Here is a 20,728-nt window from a genome sequence, read left to right as displayed (position 1 = left end):
TTGTCCTAATCGTCGGCGAGAAATGTCGCAAAGATCGGCGCTGCCCGCTCGCCCATGCGTTGCGCACCGGCCACCGTGAAATGGCCGGCGTCCTGGAACAGCCAGACGCCGTCCTCCACGACCGGACAATCCTGGTCGCAATAAACCTCCGAGGGCCGCAGCAGCGTCGCCTTCTGCAAGGGCCTGATCGCCTCGCTCAGGACGACGTCGATGGTGTGGTTGGCCGCGACGGCCTCGCCCTTCGGCACGGGATCGCAGGGCTTCGCCGGCGCGTGCCAGCGCGGACCCGGCAGCATGCGCAACGGATCGAACGCGCAGTTCACCGGCCGAACCTGACCGCCGATGACGAGGAAATGGCGGCCAGGACGGTCGAGCAGGCGGATCGTCTCGGCCAGATGATGGGCCACCTCGGCGTTCCGGGCCTGGGCCGCCGGCCCGTCGCCGAGATCGAGATAGTTCTGCCACGCCTGCCCGATCACGACGAAATCGGCCTGCGACTGCCGGATGCGCGGCAACTCGCTGTCGCGCAGCTCCGCACAGACGCGCGCGCGCGGGCCTTCCGCGGTCAGGCCGACGAGCGTCGGGCAGCCGCTCATCGTCGAGACATGCCCGATCATGCCGCGCGTCTTCAGGGACTCATCGAGCGCGGCGACATATTGCTGGACGTAGGAATCGCCGAGCAGCTCGACGCCGCGCGTGCCCTGGAGATCGCCGAACGCGCATAGGCGCCCGATCGTCCGGCCGCATTTGTTGAGGCCGAAGCCCTGCAGCTGGAACAGCGCGAGCCGATCGTCCGGCAGCCGTGACACCACCCCGTTGGCGCGGAACGTCACATGGGTCAGGCCAGCACCGACGAGGAGCACGGTCGCGAAGCTTGCCACCTGCGCGAAACGCGGCCAGGGCAGCCGTCGCAGCGGTTGCTCGACCGTGACGAACATGAGCGCCGCCAACGCGCCCATCAGCGCAAGCTGGGACACTAGCCCCGCAACCGTCTGCGCGGCATCGCCGAAGAGGAAGCCGGCGAAGAAGATCACCGGCCAATGCACGAGATAGAGCGAATAGGAGACGATCCCGACCGCACGCACCGGACGGGCCATCAGCAGCGAGGTCGGCGCATTCGCGGCGATGATGACGGCCGCGGCAACGCAGGGCACGAGCGCCGCCACACCCGCATAGGCCTGGATGCGGCCGATGACGAGGAGGCTGCCGACCAGGACGACGTCGCCACAGGCAGCCGCGAGCGACCGCGCGCGCGGCGACGATGCGAGGCGCGCCTCGAGTGGAATGGCAAGCGCGCCCAGCGCAAATTCGAACACCCGGAACGGCGTCAGGAAGAACACGGCGTCCGCATCATGCGGCAGCCAGAGCGCAGCGGCGGCCAGCGACAGCAGGCCGAGGGCCGCGATGAGGCGGAAGACGTGCCGGCCGGCGCCCGTCCACATCAAAAGCAGCGGCGCCAGTGCATAGAACTGGACCTCAAGCGACAACGACCACAGATGCAGCAGCGGCAGCTGATCCGCCGTCGGCGCAAAATAGGCGCTCGCCTCGCGCCAATACTGGATGTTGGAAATCGAGAGCAACCCGTGCGTCGCCTCCTTGGCCAGCTGGCGCAAGGCCTCCGGCGACAGGAACAGCCAGCCGACGGCGAAGGTCAGGCCGATCGTCGTCACCAGCGCGGGCAGAATGCGCCGCGCCCGCCGCAGATAGAACTCGGATAGCGAGAACCGCCCTGCCCTGACGTCACGCAGGATCTGGCCGGTGATGAGATAACCGGAGATGACGAAGAAGATGTCGACGCCGGCAAAACCGGCCTCGAAGCCCCTGATCTTGAGATGGAACATAATGACGATGACGACGGCGATCGCCCTGAGGGCATCGATGTCAGCACGATGACTGCGTTCCAATGTGGTCACCCCGCGCATGCTTCGAGGCAAACGAGATGCGCAGACACCAATGGCAACAGCGGGAAACAGTCATGACGCCATCGGACCCATCCGATGACCTCCGGCAGGCGGCGGCGTGGCGGCGCCCAGGAAAGGCCAATTTCGCTGCCAGCCCTCGCTTCGCTAAGGCTTGGACTGTTCGGAAAGGAATTGGGAGATGACCGGGGCGGCGCGCTGCCCCATCCACTTGGCGCCCGCCACCGTGAAATGGCCCGGATCGAGAAACAGCCAGACGCCGTCGTCGCGCACGACCGGGCAATCCTGGTCGCAATACACATCGGTCGGCCGCAGCAGCACGGCGTTGCGCATCCCCGTCAATGCGGAGTCCAGCAGACGATCGATTTCGCGCGCATCTGCGCGCGCCTTGGCCGAGTCCAGCGCGGTACATTGCGGAGGCGGCGCATGCCACAACGGACCGGGCTGCATCCGCATGTGATCGAAGCTGCACGTCACCGGTCTCACCTGGCCGCCGATGATCAGGAAACGGCGGCCCGGCCGATCGAGCAGACGAAGCAGCGCGTTCAGGCCATCGCGGATGTCAGCGGCCGTTCGCTCGTCTGGCTCGCCGTCCCCATTCAGATAGAGCTGCCACGCTTGCCCGATCACGACGAGATCGGCCGCCGACGCCTGGACACGCGCCAGCTCGCGCTCGCGAAGGGCAATGCATTCGGCCACGCGCGGCGGGCGCGGGGCAACACCCACAAGCATCGGACAACCGCCGACTGTCGACGTCTTGCCTCGAATGCCATGCGCCTTGAGCTGGTCGTCCAACACGGCGACGTATTGTTGAACGTAGGAATCACCGAGCAGCTCCAGCATGCGAGAGCCGGCGGCAGCGCCGAACTCGCAATGATCCCCCGAGCGAATACAGGGGCTCATGCCAAACCGCTGCAACTCCAGCCGGGCACGTTGCTCTTCCGGAAGCCGCCACGCGACACCGTCTGCCTTGAACGTTCCGTGGGTGACGACGATGCAGAGGCCGAGCACCGTCGCGAACGCGGTTGCCTGCTTCCACTGCGCACTGCGGACCCGGCGGATGGGCTGCTCGATGAGAAAGAACATCGCGGCGGTCAGCGCCGCCATGACCAGCAATTGCCCGGCCAGACCCGCCGTGCCGCCGGCCCGCTCGCCAAAAATGAAGCTCGCGAAGTAGATCACCGGCCAGTGCACGAGATAGAGCGAGTAAGACGAGCGTCCGATCGCCAGGACCGCCCGATTTGCGAACAGGCGCAGCGGTCGGTTCGCCGCAATGATCACAGCCGTCGCGAGGCTGGGCGGCAGTGCGCCGAGCCCGGCGTCATGCTGGAAGCGCTCGATCACCAGAAGGCTCGAGAAAAGCCCGGCATACCCGATCCACGCCGCGGCCGTCCGAGCCGCCTGCCAAGCCGTAACGCGTCGCTCCAACACGATGGTCAATGCACCGAGGACGAACTCGAATGCACGAAACGGCGTCAGGAAGAAAACCGCCTCGGGATCTCTGGGAAGCCAGATGATGGCCGCCACGAGCGACGCAAGCCCCGCCAGCGCGATGCCCGTGAACACGTGACGCGTACGGCTGAGGAGCACCAGGATCAACGGCGTGACGAGATAGAACTGCTCCTCCGCCGACAGTGACCACAGGTGCAACAGCCCGAGTCTGTCGGCGCTCGGTGCGAAATATTGGTTCGCCTCACGCCAATATTGAACGTTGGCGATCGACAGCAGCCCGTGCGTCGCCTCCTTGGCAAGCTGGCGCAACTCGTCCGGAGGCAGCCACAGCCAGCCAGCCGCCACGGTCAGCATGATGGTGACGATGAGCGCGGGCAGGATGCGCCGGGCCCGGCGCGCATAGAATCCGGCGAACGAAAACGTGCCGAGCTCGATATCGCGGAGGATGTGCCCGGTGATCAGGTAGCCGGAGATGACGAAGAAGATATCGACGCCGGCGAAGCCGCCACCAAAGCCACCAACTCTCAGGTGGAACAAAACGACAATGCAGACGGCGATCGCCCTGAGGCCATCGATATCCGCCCGATAACGACCTTCCAACTCCATCCACCCTACGCCTGTTCGCGCCGCACGATACGGACAGACACGAATGGCAGCAATCAGAAACAGTCATGGCGGCGGGATAGCGATCCGCCGCTGAAGGCTGACGGCGCGCACGACATCGGGGTTTCAGAAACGGGCTGAGGACTGCGCGATGGAGGCTCTGGAAAGCGCATGCGACGGTCCGTCGGAATCCGGCCATCCGTTGAACGATCCGGCCGAATGCGGCAATCTGGCGACGACGCAGGGAGCGACGGACTGATGCAGGCGACAATTCGATCGAGGCAAGGATGGTGCAGCTTGCTCGGGCTTGCCATCGCAGGGCTGCTCGTCTCGGCCCCCGCAGCCCTGGCACAAGCGCCGGTTGCGCCGACCACACCCTCTCCTGCCCAGACCACAGTCGAGCGCAGCGCCAAAGGTGTCGCCGGCAAGGCGATCCAGGTTGGGGTGTATCTCAACGTGCAGCCGGACTGCTCGTCCGGTCCGCTTCCCTCGATCCGGCTGGTGACGCCACCCGGCAACGGAACCGTGACGATCAAGCGCGGCAAGATCTCCGCAACCAACTACAAGCAGTGTCTGGCCCTGGAAGTGCCCGGATTCATCGCCTTCTACCAGTCCAAGGCCGACTTCGCAGGCACCGACACGGTCACGCTGGAGGTGAAGTTTCCGCAGGGCCGCACCGAACTGCAGCGGATCACGGTCAGCGTCGGCGTCGGGCCCGCCGGGCAGAAAATCTGATCGTCCACACCATGGCTCGGCGATGGTTCCGACCATGAAAAAGGGCCGCCCCTTGGGCGGCCCTTTCGATTCTCGTCTCGCCTGTCCAGTTCGGATCAGACGTGGACCTGGGTTTGAGCGTGACTGTTGTCGAGGATCATCTTGATCACGTCGTCACCTCCCGTGAAGTTGGTGCCGGTGTCCTTGATCGTCGCGACATTGGTCCAGCCGGAACCGAGATTGACCTGCAGCGTCAGATCGCCGTTGTTCAGCACGCCGCTGCCGTTTGCCGATGCGAGGCTGGAGTGCCCACCGCCATCGACAAAGCGGACCGCGTCGGCGTGGTTGCCGGACACGCCGGACAGCAGGCCGGACAGATCGATGACATCGCCGCCGCTGCCCGACTGGAAGTCGAGGATGCTGTCGAGACCACCGCCGGTGAGATCGCCGGCCTGCCACTTGAAGGTGTCAGAGCCGCCATTGCCGGTCAGCTGATCGCCGCCACGGCCGCCGATCAGAACGTCCGCGCTGCTCGAGCCGACGATCGTATCGTTGAAGTTCGAGCCGATCACGCCTTCCATGTTCTTGTAGGTGTCCTGGCCGATCCCGGCCAACGTCGGTCCTGTCGTGTTGGAGCTGCTCTGCGCCAGCGTGAAGGTGATGCCGGCCGTCGCATCGGAGAAGTCGAGCAGGTCGAGGCCGACGCCGCCGTCGATGGTGTCGCTGCCGCCACCACCGCGGATGATGTCGTCACCATCGCCGCCATTGATCGTGTTGTTGGCACCGCTGCCGATCAACGTATCGTCGCCCGAGCCGCCGGTCACGCGCTCGATATTGGCAATCGAGCTGAAGCCGGTCGCCGTTCCGGCTCCGAGATTGACCGTCACGTCCTCGCTGGTGACGTAGGTCAGCGTATCGCTGCTGCTGCTGCCGAGATCGGCCGTCACCGCCTCGATGTTGCTGAGCTTGGTCCCGTTGACGTCGGTGATGACGCCGCCGGCAAGCGTGACCCACACCAGATCCTGGGACGAGGTGCCCTCGATCGTGAAGGTGTCGGTACCGATGCCGCCGTCGACGATGTCGACGCCGTCGTTCACCCCCCAATAGAAGGTATCATTTCCGGAACCACCGATCGTGAAATCGTTGCCGCTGCCGCCCCGGATCGAGTCGTTGCCGGCGCCGCCATTGATGTAATCGGTGTTGGCACCACCGAGCAGCGTGTCATTGCCGCCGAGACCGTAGATGCCGTCATCGTCGGCGCCGCCGTTGAAGTTGTTGCCGCCGCTCGACCCGATCATCACGTCGTAGCCGTTGTTGGCGTTGGCCTCGAGCGGGTTGTCCACCGTGGCGGTGATCGCGTCGCCGTCGTTCGCGCTGTAGCCGGACAGCCATGGGGCCGAGCCGACGACGTTCGAATTGCTCGATAGCGAGTTGATGGTAAGATTCAACGCTCCGTTGTCGAGCGCGTTGAAGGCGAGATAGGTCGACACCGACGACACGGAGTCGGTCGCCGTCACCTTGTAGACGTACAGGCCGGCATCGTTGTTGTCCGGATTGCCGGTGAACTGGCTCCCGCTGCGCTGAATCCAGCCATCGTCGCCGGTCGAGCTGTAGACCAGGGCATAGGTGTAGGTGACCGTCCCATAGCCTCCGGAGAACAGCGAGGCAGCATTCAGGCTGATCGTGTTCGGCGAATCGGTATTCTGGGACAGCGCATACCGTCCGTCCACGCTCGTGGTGTCGACGACAGCCAGCGGCGCCGGCTCGTTGGTGCCGTTGATGGTGACGTCGATGACCTGGCTCGCGGTGCCGTCGACCGACTTCACCGTCAGCGTGTCGTGCTTGACGTCGCCGTCGTTGAGCGCCTGAACGTTGGCGGCCGAATTGTTGAGCGTGTAGCCCCACGCACCGGTCACGGCGTTGAAGGTGAAGGTGCCATAGGTGCCGGCCAGCGAGGCCGGGGTCTGGAACTGGTTCTCGCCGCTGTCGACGTCGGAGACCGTCAACGTGCCGCCGGCGGTCAGCGTGCCGTCCTCCTTCACCGTACCTGCCGCGGTGCCCGCGATCGACGCGACATCGTTAACGCCGTTCACGGTGATGGTGACGGTCTGGGTCGTGGTCCCACCATGGCCGTCGTCGATCTTCACCGTGTAGGTCTGATCGATGTGGTCGCTGGCGCGCAGCGACTGGATGTCGGCATCGTTGACGCTGAACGTCCAGTTCACCTTGTGATTGGCGTTGTCAACCGTGGCGTTGAACGAACCGTAGTAATTGCTGCCGTTCGGCGTGCTGTACGTCACGGTCTGGACGTCGCCGTCCACGTCGGTGAAGGCGATCGCGCCGGACGCCTTTTCGACGCCGGGCGTCACGCCAGCGATCTGCACCGAGATGTCGTCCAGCGAAACGTCACCGGAGCCTGTGAACTTGATCACCGTCGACGTCGAGGTCGCCGTGAACTGGTAGGAGTGCTCCGTCCAGCCGAAGTTGGAACCGCTCGTCTGCACGGTTGAGCCGTTGACGCTCAGGCTCAGGCTGCCGCCATTCAACGTGTAGTAATCGACGACATAGGTCGCGCCGACGACCGTGGTGATGGTCTGGCTCAGCGAGGTCGGGTCGTCATAGAAATAGGCCGAACCGCCATCGGTGTGGCCGCCCATCACCATCACTTCCTGGGCACCGCCGACGGTCCAGGCCGACAGCGTGTAGAAGCTGCCATTGTAGTAGAAGAACGAGTCGTTCTGGATCAGATTGCCGGTGTTCGCGGCATAGGAGGCATCCTCCGTGACGCTTCCCGCGGTGGTGCCCGATCCGAACGTCGGGGCGTGGTTCGGCACCGTGACAGTGCCGGTTTGGCTGCTGGTCACGTTCTCGCTAAAACCCTGGCCGTCGATATAGGTGATGTTGGCCGAGATCTTGTGGCCGACATCGTTGGCGCCGAGCGTATAGGTCGTCCCGGACGCACCGTTGATGACGGCACCATCCCGCAGCCAGTGATAAACGACGTTGGATGCCGCGCCGTCCGGATCGCTGCCGAGATTGGCCGTCAGCGTCTGGCCCTGGTTCGCCGTGCCCGTCACCGTCACCGTTGCGGCGCCGTCATTGACCGGCGTGATCGTCAGCGTGAAGGTGTCCGAGGCGGCATATTCGCCATCGCCGGCATACACGGTGACGTTGACCGCGCCGGCAAAGTTCACCGGCGGTGTCCCGCTGAAGGTGCCCGTCGCCGCATCGAAGTGCAGCCAGGCCGGCAGCGCACTACCGTCCTGCTGAACCGCCTCCAGCGTCAGCGGACCGTTGGTACCGTCGAAACGACCATCGATGTCCGCGAAGGTGTTCGCCGGAATGGTGAAGCTGAACGGCTGGTCCTCCGCCGAATTGTGGTCGACGATCGCGTTCTGCAGGGTCGGCGCATCATTGTTGCCGATAATCTGGATCGTCACCGTCTTGGGAGTACCGTCCTCGGTGTAGACCGTGAAGCTGTCGGTCAGCGTGGTCTGGTTTTCCTTCAGCGCCTGGATCGTCGGATTGTTGTTGTAGAGGCCGTAGGTCCACTTGCCGTCGCTGCCGATGTCGAACCAGCCATAGCCGTTGGCCGTGTTGGAAGCGGCCGCCTGCCACACGTCGTTGTGGCCGTCGACGTCGGTCGCATTGAGGTCGCCGCGGGCGATGGCATAGAGCGGGCTGCTCTGGCTGTTGCCCACGCCTCCCTCCTCCGCGATCGTGCCGGTCGAATCGCCGGTGATCACGGCCGCGTCGTTCACGCCGGTGACGGTGATCTTCAGGGTCGCGGTGTTCGACACCGCGCCCGACGGATCCTTGTCGGTGTAGGTAAAGGTATCGATCGCATTGACGCCGGCGGCCAACGCAGCGGCCTTGTCGGCGACGTAGGTGTAGGAGCCGTCGGCGTTCAAGGTCAGATGGCCGTAGGCGCCCTCGATCGAGGTACCCACACCCGTCCCCTGCGTCACGCTGCCGGTGCCGGCGACGACGCCGGACACCACGAGCGACGAGACGCCGGTGTCGGCATCGGTGTCGGCGACCGAGCCGCCCGTCGAGCCGCGGACGACGCCATTGGCCGCCGCAATGTTGATCGTGCCGTCCTCGAGCACCGCATTGGTATCGGAGTTTGCGACCGGCGGATCGTTGGCCGGGATGACCGCGATACTGACGGTCTGGGAATCGCTCAGGCTGCCGCCGCCGACATTGCCATTGTCGTTGATGGTGATCGTGACCGAGCCCGGCTGGTCGCTGTTCGGCGTGAACACGGCCGATTCCAGATAGTGGTTCAGATCGCTGATCTTGAACCCGCTCATGGTGAGCGTGTGGCTGGCGTCGAAGACGCCGAGCGACGGGATCGAGATCGTGCCGCCAACGATGTCCAACCTCACGAACGCGACGACATCGCCGTCCGCGTCCGAGAAAGTGATCGCGTTCGCGCCGCTGAAAGCGAACGCCACACCCTGATTGGCGGTCACCTGCGTCGGGGCATGGACCTCGGGCGCATCGTTCACCGGGGTCACGTTGATCGTCAGCGTGCCGGTGTCCGTCTGCCCGGCCGCATCGCGCACGGTGTAGTCGATAGTATCGGCGCCGTAGAAGTCGGCCTTCGGCTTGTAGACATAGGTGCCGTCGGCGTTGAAGTGGATCGTGCCGCCCTTGGCCGTCGTGAAGTCGCCCGCGACCACGCTCAAGGTGTCGCCGGTGTCCGGATCGCGGTCGTTGTGCAGGACGCCCTGCACCGGGTTGGACACGGTCAACGTCGCATCTTCGGTCGCCGTCGCCGCGTCATCGCCGGCAATCGGAGCATCCTCGATCGGGTTGATATTGATCGTGATCGTCTGCGTCGCGCTCAAGTCGCCGCCGCTGCCGATATTACCGTTGTCGTTGATGGTGATCGTGACCGATCCCGCCACGTCATTGTTGGCGGCCGGCGTGAATACGGCGGACGCGAGATAGTTGTTCAGATCGCTGATCTTGAACCCGCTCATCGTGAGCGTGTGGCTGGCGTCGAAGACGCCGAGAGACGGGATCGAGAGCGTCCCGCCGACGATGTCCAACCTCACGAACGCAACGACATCGCCGTCTGCGTCGGAGAAGTTGAACGCGTTGGCGCCGGTGAACTGGAACGACGTGTCCTCGTTCGTGGTCACCTGCGTCGGCGCGTGGATCTCGGGCGCGTCATTGACCGGAGTAACGGTGACGTCGATGGTCTGCAGATCAGTGATCGCCACGTCCCTGTGAACCTGGCCGTCCGACAGCGTCGCCTGGTCGGTGACCTCCACGGAGACCGACAGCGTGAAGGTGCCGTTGTAGTTTGCCGGCGGCGTCACCTTGAGCGGCTGGCTGTTGAAGTTGACGATCGCGGTCTGGTCGTCGATCACCCATTTGCCGGCATCAGCACCGGTGCCGGCATGGCCGACCGAGAAGGTCGCACCGTCCGGATATCCCGTGATCAGCATCCGCAGGTTTTCGGAGCCGTCGTGATCGCTGACCCCGGCCGTCATCACCTTGAGGGCGACCGCGCTGTCCTCGGCGCCCGTGGCCGGCCCGACCTCGAAGAAGCCTATTGTCGGCGAATCCGCCTTCGGCGCAACATCGACCGTGACATGCGCGGTCGCGGTGCCGCCATCGCCATCGCTGATCGTGTAGTCGAAGCCGGCGACGCCGGAGAAGTTCCTGTCCGGCGTGAACAGCGGATTGCCGTTGTTCAGCGAAACCGTGCCGTGCGTGGCATTGCCGACGCCGGTGACGGTAAGCGTGTCGTTGTCGACGTCGGTGTCGTTGTTGAGCAGATTCAACAGCGCGTTGATCGTGAGCGGGGAATCTTCCGACGCATCCACCTTGTCGTCATGCGCGACCGGCGGGGTGTTGAAGATGCCCGTCAGGGTGCGCGTGCCGTCGGTGAACGTGAAGCTTTCGTAGTTTGTGAAGGTGTCGGTCAGGCCGCCATGGGTGACCTGCACGCCGATCAGCGTCACACCATCCGAGCCGAACACCTTGGTGTAGGTCGCGTCGGCGAGCTTGAAGCCGAACTTCACGGTGTCGCTATCGGAGCCGCCGTCCGAGACCACGCTGGTGTTGCCGGCGAACCGGGTCAGGTCGAGCGTGTCGTTGCCGGAGCCGCCGTTGAACACGATGGTCGAGGGCGAAATCGCGGTGCCGCTGACATCGGTGATCGTCACCGTATCGCTGGCGCCGCCGCCGGTGATGGTGACGCGCTCGATCTCGTCGGCGCGGATGGTCGCACCGTTCGGGCCGTCATAGCGCACCAGGATGTCGGTGGCGTTGCTCGCCGCTGCGTCATTCAGCGTCGGATCGATGGCCGTACCGGACGAGGTCTTGCCGATGGTGAAGTTCCGCGCATTCGCATCGCCAGAGATCGCGAGCACGTCGTAGTCCGGGAAGGCTGAGCCGGACTCCGAGCCGCCATCGACGACGTCGTCGCCGTCACCGACCGTGTGGAGGAAGGTGTCGTTGCCGGACCCGCCGAACAGCTGGTCCGCAGCTGCCCCGCCCTTGATGACGTCGTTCCCCGCACCGCCGAACAGCTTGTCGACCCCGCTGCCGCCGACCAGGATGTCGTCGCCGCCGGAGCCGTGCGCCTCGGTCACGCCGCCGAGCTTGTCGATGCCGACCACCTTGTCGGTCACCGAGGCACGGTCGGTCACGCTGTGAGCCCCGACGGTCTCGCCGAGGATCGTTGCCGAGCTGTCGCCGAGATTGATGAACACCGGCGAGTTCGCCGCATCGTAGCGCGTCGTCGTCACCGTGCCGGCGGCATCGACCCGGACCGTGAAATTGTTGGCGAAGACGTCGTGATCCCGGTCCTCCACTTCGAAGGCGAAGTTGAGGTCGAGATACTGGTCGGCTGCGCTCGCCGTTCCGATCGGAGCCGGATGATCGAGCGGCTGCAGCAGGGTGAAATTGTAGGAGCCGCTGCCGGCCTCCGACAGCGTCACCGTGAACACGGCGGCGTCAGCGGCATTGCCGGTGACCTGGCCATTCTGGCCGATATAGTCGCTGCCGCTCATGCGATAGGCGGTCAGCGTGGTGTGATCCGCCGAGAGCACGTAGCTCAGCCCGAAGCCGAGCGAGGTCAGCCCCGACATCTGGTGATGAGCGGCGTCGTAGACGCGCACCGGTGAGGCGCCGGGGAACGTCACCGACGGGCCCGAGCTGTCACCGTCGGCGCCATAGGTGATCTGCAGATCGACCGCGCCCGTCGAAACGCTGCCGGCCGCCTCCGAGATGCCGACCGTCTCGACGTCCTGCGACTGCGCGCTGTCGTCGTTGACGGTGATGATGATCTGGCCGTGCAGCGCAAGCGAGTCGCCGTCGGAATCGACGGCGGTCACGGCCGTCGACATGTCGAGCGTCAGCGCGTTGTCATGGCCGGTGCCGACGTGGTCGAGCGCACCCTTCAGGCGGAACGAATATTGGCCGGTGTTGGCGTCGACCTGGAATTCGAAGATCGTCACGCTGCCGGCCTTCGCCACCAGCATGTTGTTGGCGGTATCGATGCTGTACGTCAGCGCCACGCCGCCCGAGGTCAGCGACAGCAGCTCAGGCGCGAGGTTGGTCTTCTCGACCGTGTAGGTGCCGGGCTTGTCGGCGCCGAACGACACCAGCGAGGTCAGATTACCCGTATAGTAGGAATCGTTACCATTGGCATCGCCGTTGAGGTCGCCGCCATGCAAGCCGCCGTTAGCGACGGTCACCGTTCCGTTCGGCAGCTCGCTCTCATAGACGGCAACAGACTGCACGGTCGCGGTCGCCACTGGGCTGTCGTCGTTGACCGTGACGGCGAAGGACGAGCTGGTGCTGTCGCCATCGGCATCGGTGGCGGTGAAGCCGAAGGTCAGCTTGATGTCGTTCTCGCTCTGGCCCGCCGGATGATCGACATGCTTCAGCAGCGTGAAGCTGTAGCTGCCCGAACCGGAATCATCGAGGCTGACCTTGAAGACCTGGTTGGAGGCCGCCGGCGCGGTGTTGGCACTAACCGGATTGGAGCCGGTGTAGCCGTAGAGGGTGTTGCCGACCACCCAGTACTTGACCTGCTCGCCATTGACCTTGAGCAGGCCTGCATCCGACGACGCGTTCGCGCCGTTGGTGAAGCCGGAGAAGGCAACGGCGCGATTGGCCGAGCCGCTGTTGTTGTCGTCGGCGCCCCAGGAGATCGCCAGCGAGCCTGTTGCGGCGATATTGGCGCCGGCGACGTCGCCGGTTGCCGCTGCCGTGTTGCCGCCGGACAGACCGTCCTCATCGACGGTGCCAGCCACCGGCGTACCGATCGCCGGACGGCCGTTGTCGTCATTGATGGTGACGGTGAAGTTGCCTGTGGCTGAATCGCCGTCGGCGTCGGTCGCGGTGAAGCCGAGCTTCAGCGCGAGCGCGTTGGTCTGGCCGGAGCCGATGTGATCGACATTGTCCAGGAGCTCGAAAGTGTAGTTCCCCGAGCCGTTGTCGGACAGGGTGACGTGGAACACCTTGCGGTCGCTCAGGCTCAGCGAGCCGCCATTGTCATTGGCGACGCCCCAGATCTCCGTATCCGAGACGCGGATGAACTGCACGGTCATGCCGTTCGAGGTCAGCGCCGGGCTCCCCGAGCCGGTCGTGCGCACGATGTCGCCGCTGTCGATCGTCGGATCGAACGCGATGGCGCGGTTGGCCGTGCCCGCATTGCCGTCGTCGGCGCCCCAGTTGATGTTGAGCGCGACATTCGACGCCGTTTGCGTCTCGAACGCCTCCGCACCCGCGGCACCCGTGGTATTCTCGGTCAGCGTCGCGCCGCTCGGCGTCCCCACCACCGGCACATCGTCCTTCACCGAAACGGTGAAGCTGTTGCTCGACGTGTCGCCGTCGCCGTCGGTCGCCGTGAAGCTGAAAGAGAGATTGACGAGGTTCTCGCCGGAGCCGGCGGGATGATCGATGTTGCCGAGCAGCTTGAAGCTGTAGGAGCCGTCGTTCTGATCGCTCAGTGACACTTCGAACACACGGGTGCCGTGAGCAAGATCGGTGCCGGTGTAGCCGACCAGCACGCCGTTCTCGAAGGCATATTTGACGGTCTGTCCGTCCGAGGTCAGCGTCAGATTGCGGCCGGAGCTGTCCTCCGCGTCGACGTTGGCGCTGGCGCTCGAATAGCGGAATGAGACCGACCGGTCGCCGAGGCCGCCGCCGGCCGTCTTGTTGTTGTCATCGCTGCCCCAGCTGATGTTGAGATCGCCGTTGACGGTCGTCGATTCCTTGGAGGAATCGGTGCCGTTCGACAGATCGTCCTCGTCGACGGTCCGGGAGTCGCCGGCCGCCGCGACCGGCGCAGTGTCGATCACGTTGACCTTGAAGGTGCTCGTGACGCCGTCGCCGTCGGAATCCGTCGCCTTGAAGCCGAAGGTCAGCGGCAGGCCGTCGTCGTTCGCGCCCGAAGCCGGGTGATCGAGGTTGTCGTAAAGCGTGAACTTGTAGCTGCCGTCGCCGCTATCGGACAGCTGGATGGTGAAGATCGTACGGTTGTCGGCGCTGACGGCCGTCAGCAGCGTGCCGTCGCTGGACACCGTGTAGCTGATTGCCGAACCGTCGGAGGTGAGGCCTGTTGCACCGGCGGCGGTGGTGAACACCACCGACCGGTTGTGGCCGACGCCGCTGTTGTTGTCGTCGGCGCCCCAGGAGATGTCGAGATCACCGGTCTGCACCGTCGAGTTCGACGCATCGGGATGGCTGGTGTCGTAGCTGGTCGTCGGCAGGCTTGCTTCGCTGACGGTCTCGTCGTCGGCGCAGCCGATCGTCGGCACATCGTCGTTGACCTGCACCGTGAAGCTGCTGGTGGCGCTGTCGCCGTCGGAATCGGTCGCCTTGAAGCCGAAGTTCAGCGCTCGGCTGTCGCTGCCCGCGCCGTTGTGGTCGATGTTGTCGAGCAGCGTGAACTTGTAGCTGCCATCGCCGTCGTCGCTCAGCGTGACGGTGAAGACCGTGCGATGGTCGGTGGTGACGGCGGTGAGCGTGGTGCCGTCGGCCGAGATCACGTAGCTGACCGCATAGCCATTCGAGGTCAGGCCATCCGGTGCGGTCGTGTTGAAGAACGCCACCGAGCGGTTGTTGGTCGCGCCGGAGTCGTTGTCGTCGGCTCCCCAGGAGATGGCGAGCCCGCCGGTCTGGACGGTCGAATATGGCGAATCCGGGAAGGCGACATCGTAGAGATCGGTCGGCAGGTTGGATTCGCTGACCGTCTCATTGTCGGCATGCCCGATCGTCGGGACATCGTCGACGACGGTGACGGTGAAGGTGCTGCTGCTCGAGTCGCCGTCGGAATCGGTCGCGGTATAGTCGAACGTCAGCTTGACGACGTTGCTGCCCTGCCCGGCCGGATGATCGAGATTGCCGAGCAGCTTGAAGGTGTAGGTGCCGGTGCCGTCGTCATCCAGCGAGACCTCGAACACGCGCTGGCCGAAGGCCAGGTTGCTGCCGGTGTAGCCGACCAGCACGCCATGATCGAAGGCGTATTTCACGGTCTGGCCGTCCGACGTCAGGCCGCTGAGCGCAACATCGTTGCCGTTGGTCACATGGACATCGGCCGCGGCATTGGACGTGTTGGCGAAACTGACCGATCGATCGGCCGCGCCGCGGTCGTTGTTGTCGGCACCCCAATTGATGTTGAGCGCGCCGGTGACCTGCGGATCGCTGCCGCCGCCATGCCCATCGCCGTGGTGCTCGTCATCGTCATGTCCGCCGAAGTCGCAATCGCCGCCGGCGTTGAGAGCGGCCTCGCTGATGCTCTTGGCAGTGCCGGCCTGCGCCACCGAGCTGTCGTCGTTGACGCTGACCTTGAACGTGCCGCTGACCTGGTCACCGTCGGAATCGGTGACGACGTACTTCAGCGTCAGCCCGATGTTGTCCTCGGTATTCGGAACGGGGTGGTCGAGATTGTCCAGCAGCGTGAAGGTGTAGGAGCCGGAATCCACGTCGGACAGCTTGACCGTGAAGACAGCGGCGTTGGCCTTGCTGTTGGTCCAGTTGCCGTTGCCGTCGATATAGTGCTGGCCGTCGAAGCGGTAGGCCGTGATCAGCGTGCCGCCTTCGCTGACGGCGTAGGTCAGCGCAATGCCGTTCGAGGTCAGATGCTGACCTGCGAGCGTGGTGGTGGCGTCAGACGCGAAGGTGACCGCGCGATCGCCCGCGACCGGCGAGGCGCCGGTGATCCCGACATTGCCGAGATTGTTGGCACTGTCGGCACCCCAGAAGATGCCGAGATTTCCAGTCGCGACCGTGTTCTGGCCGGGCACGTCGTTCGGACCGCCGGCGATGCCGGTCGCCAGTCCGTCCTCGTCGACCACACCGGTCGCGATCTCCCGGTTCAGCACCGGCGCGTCGTCATTGACCTTCACGGTGAAGGTGTCGGTGACCGCGTCTCCGTCGGAATCGGTGGCGACGAAGCCCAGCGTCAGCGTGACGTCGTCCTCGGTGTTGCGGACGGGATGATCGATATTGTCGATCAGGGTGAAGGTGTAGGCCCCCTGCCCTTGATCGGACAGCGACACCGTGAACACCGCGGCGCTCGCCGGATCGTCCGTCGGCTTGCCATTCGCGTCGACATAGGTCTCGTGTGCGGCATCGTAGCGATAGGCCGACAGCAGCGTTCCGTTCTCGGACACGACATAGGTCAGCCCAAAGCCATTCGACGTCAGATTCTTGGCGTCGAGCGTCGCGATCACGTCCGCGGCAAAGGTGACGGCGCGATCGCCGTTGACCGGCGAACCGCTGATGCCGCCGTCGACCTTGCCGTTGGCGCTGTCGGCACCCCACTGGATGCCGAGGAAATCAGTCACGGTCAGATTGACGCCGGCGGCATCCTTGCCGTCCGCATAGGAATTGCCGGGATTGCCGAGCCCGTCCTCGTCGACCACCGAATAGGAGACGCGCTCGCCGAAGGTCGGCGCGTCGTCGTTGACGTCGACAGTGAAGCTGCCGGTGATCGCATCACCGTCGGAATCGGTGGCGACGAAGCCGAGATTGAGGGTGATGTCGTCCTCGGTGCCATGCACCGGATGATCGAGATTGCCGGTCAGCTCGAACGTGTAGGAGCCGGCGTCCTTGTCGGACAGCGAGACCGTGAACACCGCGGCGCCGGCCTGCTCCGTCGGCTTGCCGTCGGCGCCGATATAGGTTTCGTTCGCCGCGTCGTAACGATAGGCGGTCAGCACCGTGCCGTTCGACGACACCTCGTAGTGCAGCACGAAGCCGTCCGAGGTGAGGTTCTGGGTCTCGAGCGAGGCCACCACGTTCGCGGCGAAAGTGACGGCGCGATCGCCGTTGACGGGGGAGCCGTTGATGCCGCCATCCACATTGCCGTTGGCGCTATCAGCGCCCCAGACGATGCCGAGCGTGCCGGTCGCCGTCAGTTCGGCGCCGGCCGCATCGCCGCCATCCTCATAGCTGTTGCCGTCATTGCCGAGGCCATCCTCGTCGACGACCGTGTGGCTCGGCTTGCCGTCGAGCACAGGCGCGTCGTCATTGACCTCGACGACGAAGCTGCCGTTGATCGCATCCCCGTCGGAGTCGGTGGCGGTGTAGCTGAAGAACAGCGCCTGATTGTCTTCGCTGCCATGGACCGGATGATCGAGGTTGCCGGTCAGCGTGAAAGTGTAGGACCCGGCATTCTGGTCCGATAGCGACACGGTGAATACCGCGGCGCCGGCGAGATCCTCCGTCGGCTGGCCGTTGGCGTCGATGTAGTGCTCGCCGTCAAACCGGTACGCGGTCAGCAGCGTGCCGTTCTCGGTCACAGCATAGGTCAGCGCAACGCCGTTCGACGTCAGCCCGAGCTCGGCGAGCGAGGGGATCGCCATGGAATCGAAAGTGACGGCACGGTCGCCGTTGACCGGCGAGCCGTCGATGCCGCCATCGACATGGCTGTTGGCGCCGTCAGCCCCCCAGAGGATGCCGAGCGACTTGGTCACCGTCAGATCGGCACCGGCCGCGTCGTTGCCCTCCACATAGCTGTCGCCGACATTGCCGAGGCCATCCTCGTCGACCTGGCCGGAGCTCTGCTCCGCACCGATGACGGGCGCGTCGTCGTTGATCTTGACCGTGAAGGTGTCGGTGATCGCGTCGCCGTCGGAATCGGTGGCAACGAAGCCGAGATGCAGCGTCAGATCATCTTCGCTGCCATGCTGCGGATGATCGAGATTGGCCGACAGCGTGAAGGTGTAGGAGCCGTAGCCCTGATCGGACAGCGACACCGTGAACGCCAGCGTGCCCGAGCCCCCTTCACTGCCCTCGCCGAGAGCGTCGGCGCGATAGGCGGTCAGCGTGGTGCCGTCCGCCGACAGCTCGTAGCGCAGCGCGAAGCCGTCCGAGGTCAGATTCTGCGCCTCGAGCGTCGCGACGACGTCGGGCGCGAAGGTGACGGCGCGGTCGCCGTTGACGGACGCGCCGGTGATACCGCCGTCGACATGGCTGTTGGCGCTGTCGGCGCCCCAGCGGATGCCGAGCGTGTCGGTCACGGTCAGGTCTTCGCCGTAAGCGTCGGTGCCGCCCTTGTAGCTGTCTCCGGAATTGCCGAGGCCGTCCTCGTCGACCACCGAATAGCTCGGCCTCTCGCCGAAGACAGGCGCGTCGTCGTTGACCTTCACCGTGAAGGTGTCGGTGATCTGGTCGCCGTCGGAATCGGTGGCAACGAAGCCGAGATCGAGCGTGATGTCGTCTTCGGCGCCATGCTCGGGATGATCGAGATTGCCCGACAGCGCGAAGGTGTAGGAGCCGCGGTCCACGTCGGACAGCGACACCGTGAACACCACGGCGCCCGAAAGCCCCTCGCTCCCCTCGACGTTCAGCGGCTTGCCGTCGGCGCCGACATAGGTTTCGTGTTCGGCATCGTAGCGATAGGCGGTCAGCACCGTGCCGTTTGACGACAGCTCGTAGCGCAGCGTGAAGCCGTCGGAGGTGAGATTCTGCGCCTCGAGCGTCGACACCACGTCCGCAGAGAAGGTGACGGCGCGGTCGCCGTTGACCGGCGCACCGTCGATGCCGCCGTCGACGTTGATGTTCGCATCGTCGGAGCCCCAGCGGATTCCGAGCGTCTCGGTGACCGTGAGGTCCTCGCCATCGGCATCGCCGCTCTTGATGACGGCGAGCTTGAAGCTGTCGCCCTCGCCGCCCTCCTCGCCTCCGGAATGGTAGCTGTCGCCGGGATTGCCGAGGCCGTCCTCATCGACGACCGAGTAGCTCGGCCGCTCGCCGAAGCTCGGGCCGTCGTCGCCGATATTGACCGTGAAGGCGCTGTCGACCGGGTCGCCGTCGGCGTCGGTCGCGACCACATTGAACGTCAGCGGCTGCGACGCGCCATTGGCGCCGTTGTGGTCGATGTTGTCGGACAGCGTGAAGGTGTAGCTGCCGGATCCCGTGTCGGACAGCGTGACCGTGAAGATGGTGCGCTCGCCCTCACCGCTGCCGGCGGTGGCGATGATTTCGGTGCCGTCGGCCGAGAGGCTGTACGAAATGGCCTCGCCGTTGGAGGTCAGACCGAGCGCCTGAAGCGTCGCGATCTCGGACGACGCGAACACCAGCGAGCGGTCGCCGTCGACCACCGTGCCGGTCGAACCGCCGTCGACCTTGTTGTTGCCGCTGTCGGCGCCCCAGGAGATGCCGAGGTCTACCGTCTCGGTGGTCTGGACGAATCCGCCTTCGCCGTTGGTCTGCTCGGCCAGTGCCGTGGTCTCAACGGTCGACGCGACCGGAGAATCGTCGTTCACGCCGATCACGATCGTCACCGGCGCCGTGTCGCCGCTGCCATCGATCGCGATGACGTCGACGGTGAGGTTCAGCGTGTCTTCGGTCCCGAACACCGGATGGTCGAGCGGGCGCAGCAGCGTAACGGTATAGGTCCCCGCGATCGTCGAATTGGCGTCGAGCGTGATGGTGAAGACCTGGTTGGCCGCGATCGACGGATCGCTGCCGATATAGCCGATCAGCTCCGGCTGGCCGTTGATGGTGGTGATCGCAAAATGCACCTCCTCGCCGCCGGATGTCAGCCCCGCCAGCCCCGGCTGCGAGGCCGCAAACGCGAAGGCGCGGCCGATCACGTCGGTGCCGAAATCGACGTTCAGCGAGCCGGTGAAGCTCGTGGCTACGCCACCGACGTCGCCGTTGCCGCCGGGCTGCCCCTCGGACAAGCCATCTTCGTTCAGCAGCGCGGGTTGGACGCCGCCGGGGATCGGCGTCGGGTTCGGCGTGGTCGGAGTGTCGCCGAAATTGGTCCCGGTGGACTCGCCGGCCAACAGAGCCAGCGGCGTGCCGCCCGTCAGCTGGTCGATGGTGAAGGCGCCGAAATTGGCGCCGGCAGGCACGCCCGGCGCACCCGCCGTTCCGGCCGCCGGCAACACCGATTGGTCGGTCGTGATCGGAAACAACTCAGCGAACTGATCGCCGTTGATGATTCGGTCAGGGCCGACTTCGAAGCTGACGTCCTTCAGCGGCGCGCCGTTGTTGTCGAAGACAGGCTCGATCGCCACCGTCGACTGATTGTCGAACAGAATGATCAGGCGGCTACCGATCTTGACGAATGTCAGCCGCTCGCTGGCGATCTCGCTGAGATCGATCTGGTTCTGGCCGTTCAGCTGGACCGTAACGGACTGGCTGCCCTGCGGCTTGCCAATCTTGATGTGCTTTGCAGAGGCGCTGGTGGGCTGCGAGGACGTGCCGGTCAACTGGGCCAGCAAGACAGGAGCGTTCATGCGCCAAAATCTCCAAAGTCGGGGCGCCTTGGTGGCGCTCCCATTTCTGCGATTAAACTATTATTAAAGTTTAATTCGGGTCAATATTACCAGCGTCTCTTAACCGGACTTTAGGGACTTTGGGTAAATGCAGTCAAGTGCAGCCGCGTTTACCAAGGTCAACGGGCCGGCGGAAATGCTTGGGGACTGCGGGACGTCCGGGATCGGACTCAAGAATAGAACGGGTCTATTCTATTAATCTGGGCCGGGCTCTCAGGTATTCGGGCCGGCTATACTTGTCGAAGGGCACGGCGCGCGGCGCGCGAATAAGGCAGG

Annotated in this window: 4 protein-coding genes; 1 reads left to right on the top strand and 3 read right to left on the bottom strand. The window is 64.8% G+C overall.

The window, feature by feature from the left end; genetic code table 11:
- Window positions 1-5 precede the first annotated feature (5 nt).
- Together QX108_RS33160 and QX108_RS33155 are read right to left on the bottom strand one after the other, a co-directional pair.
- Complete coding sequence (locus QX108_RS33160) at window positions 6-1,904, bottom strand: acyltransferase family protein (protein WP_315786606.1); 1,899 nt, start codon at window positions 1,902-1,904, stop codon at window positions 6-8.
- Window positions 1,905-2,066: 162 nt separating this feature from the next.
- On the bottom strand, window positions 2,067-3,971 hold the full coding sequence (locus QX108_RS33155) for an acyltransferase family protein (RefSeq protein ID WP_315786603.1): 1,905 nt from the start codon (window positions 3,969-3,971) through the stop codon (window positions 2,067-2,069).
- Window positions 3,972-4,232: 261 nt separating this feature from the next.
- Here QX108_RS33155 and QX108_RS33150 point away from each other — a divergent pair, with 261 nt between their 5' ends.
- On the top strand, window positions 4,233-4,709 hold the full coding sequence (locus QX108_RS33150; protein WP_315786524.1) for a hypothetical protein: 477 nt from the start codon (window positions 4,233-4,235) through the stop codon (window positions 4,707-4,709).
- A gap of 95 nt (window positions 4,710-4,804) precedes the next feature.
- Here QX108_RS33150 and QX108_RS33145 read toward each other — a convergent pair whose 3' ends face one another.
- Window positions 4,805-20,413: a VCBS domain-containing protein gene (locus tag QX108_RS33145; protein ID WP_315786522.1), complete on the bottom strand. Its 15,609-nt coding sequence runs from the start codon at window positions 20,411-20,413 to the stop codon at window positions 4,805-4,807.
- Window positions 20,414-20,728 lie beyond the last annotated feature (315 nt).

It is taken from the genome of Bradyrhizobium sp. SZCCHNR1002 (genome assembly GCF_032381435.1).
In the GTDB taxonomy this organism is placed as follows: Bacteria; Pseudomonadota; Alphaproteobacteria; order Rhizobiales; family Xanthobacteraceae; genus Bradyrhizobium; species Bradyrhizobium aeschynomenes.
The sequence above is the reverse complement of the archived record's forward strand: the minus strand, read 5'-3'. Positions and strand labels throughout refer to the sequence as shown.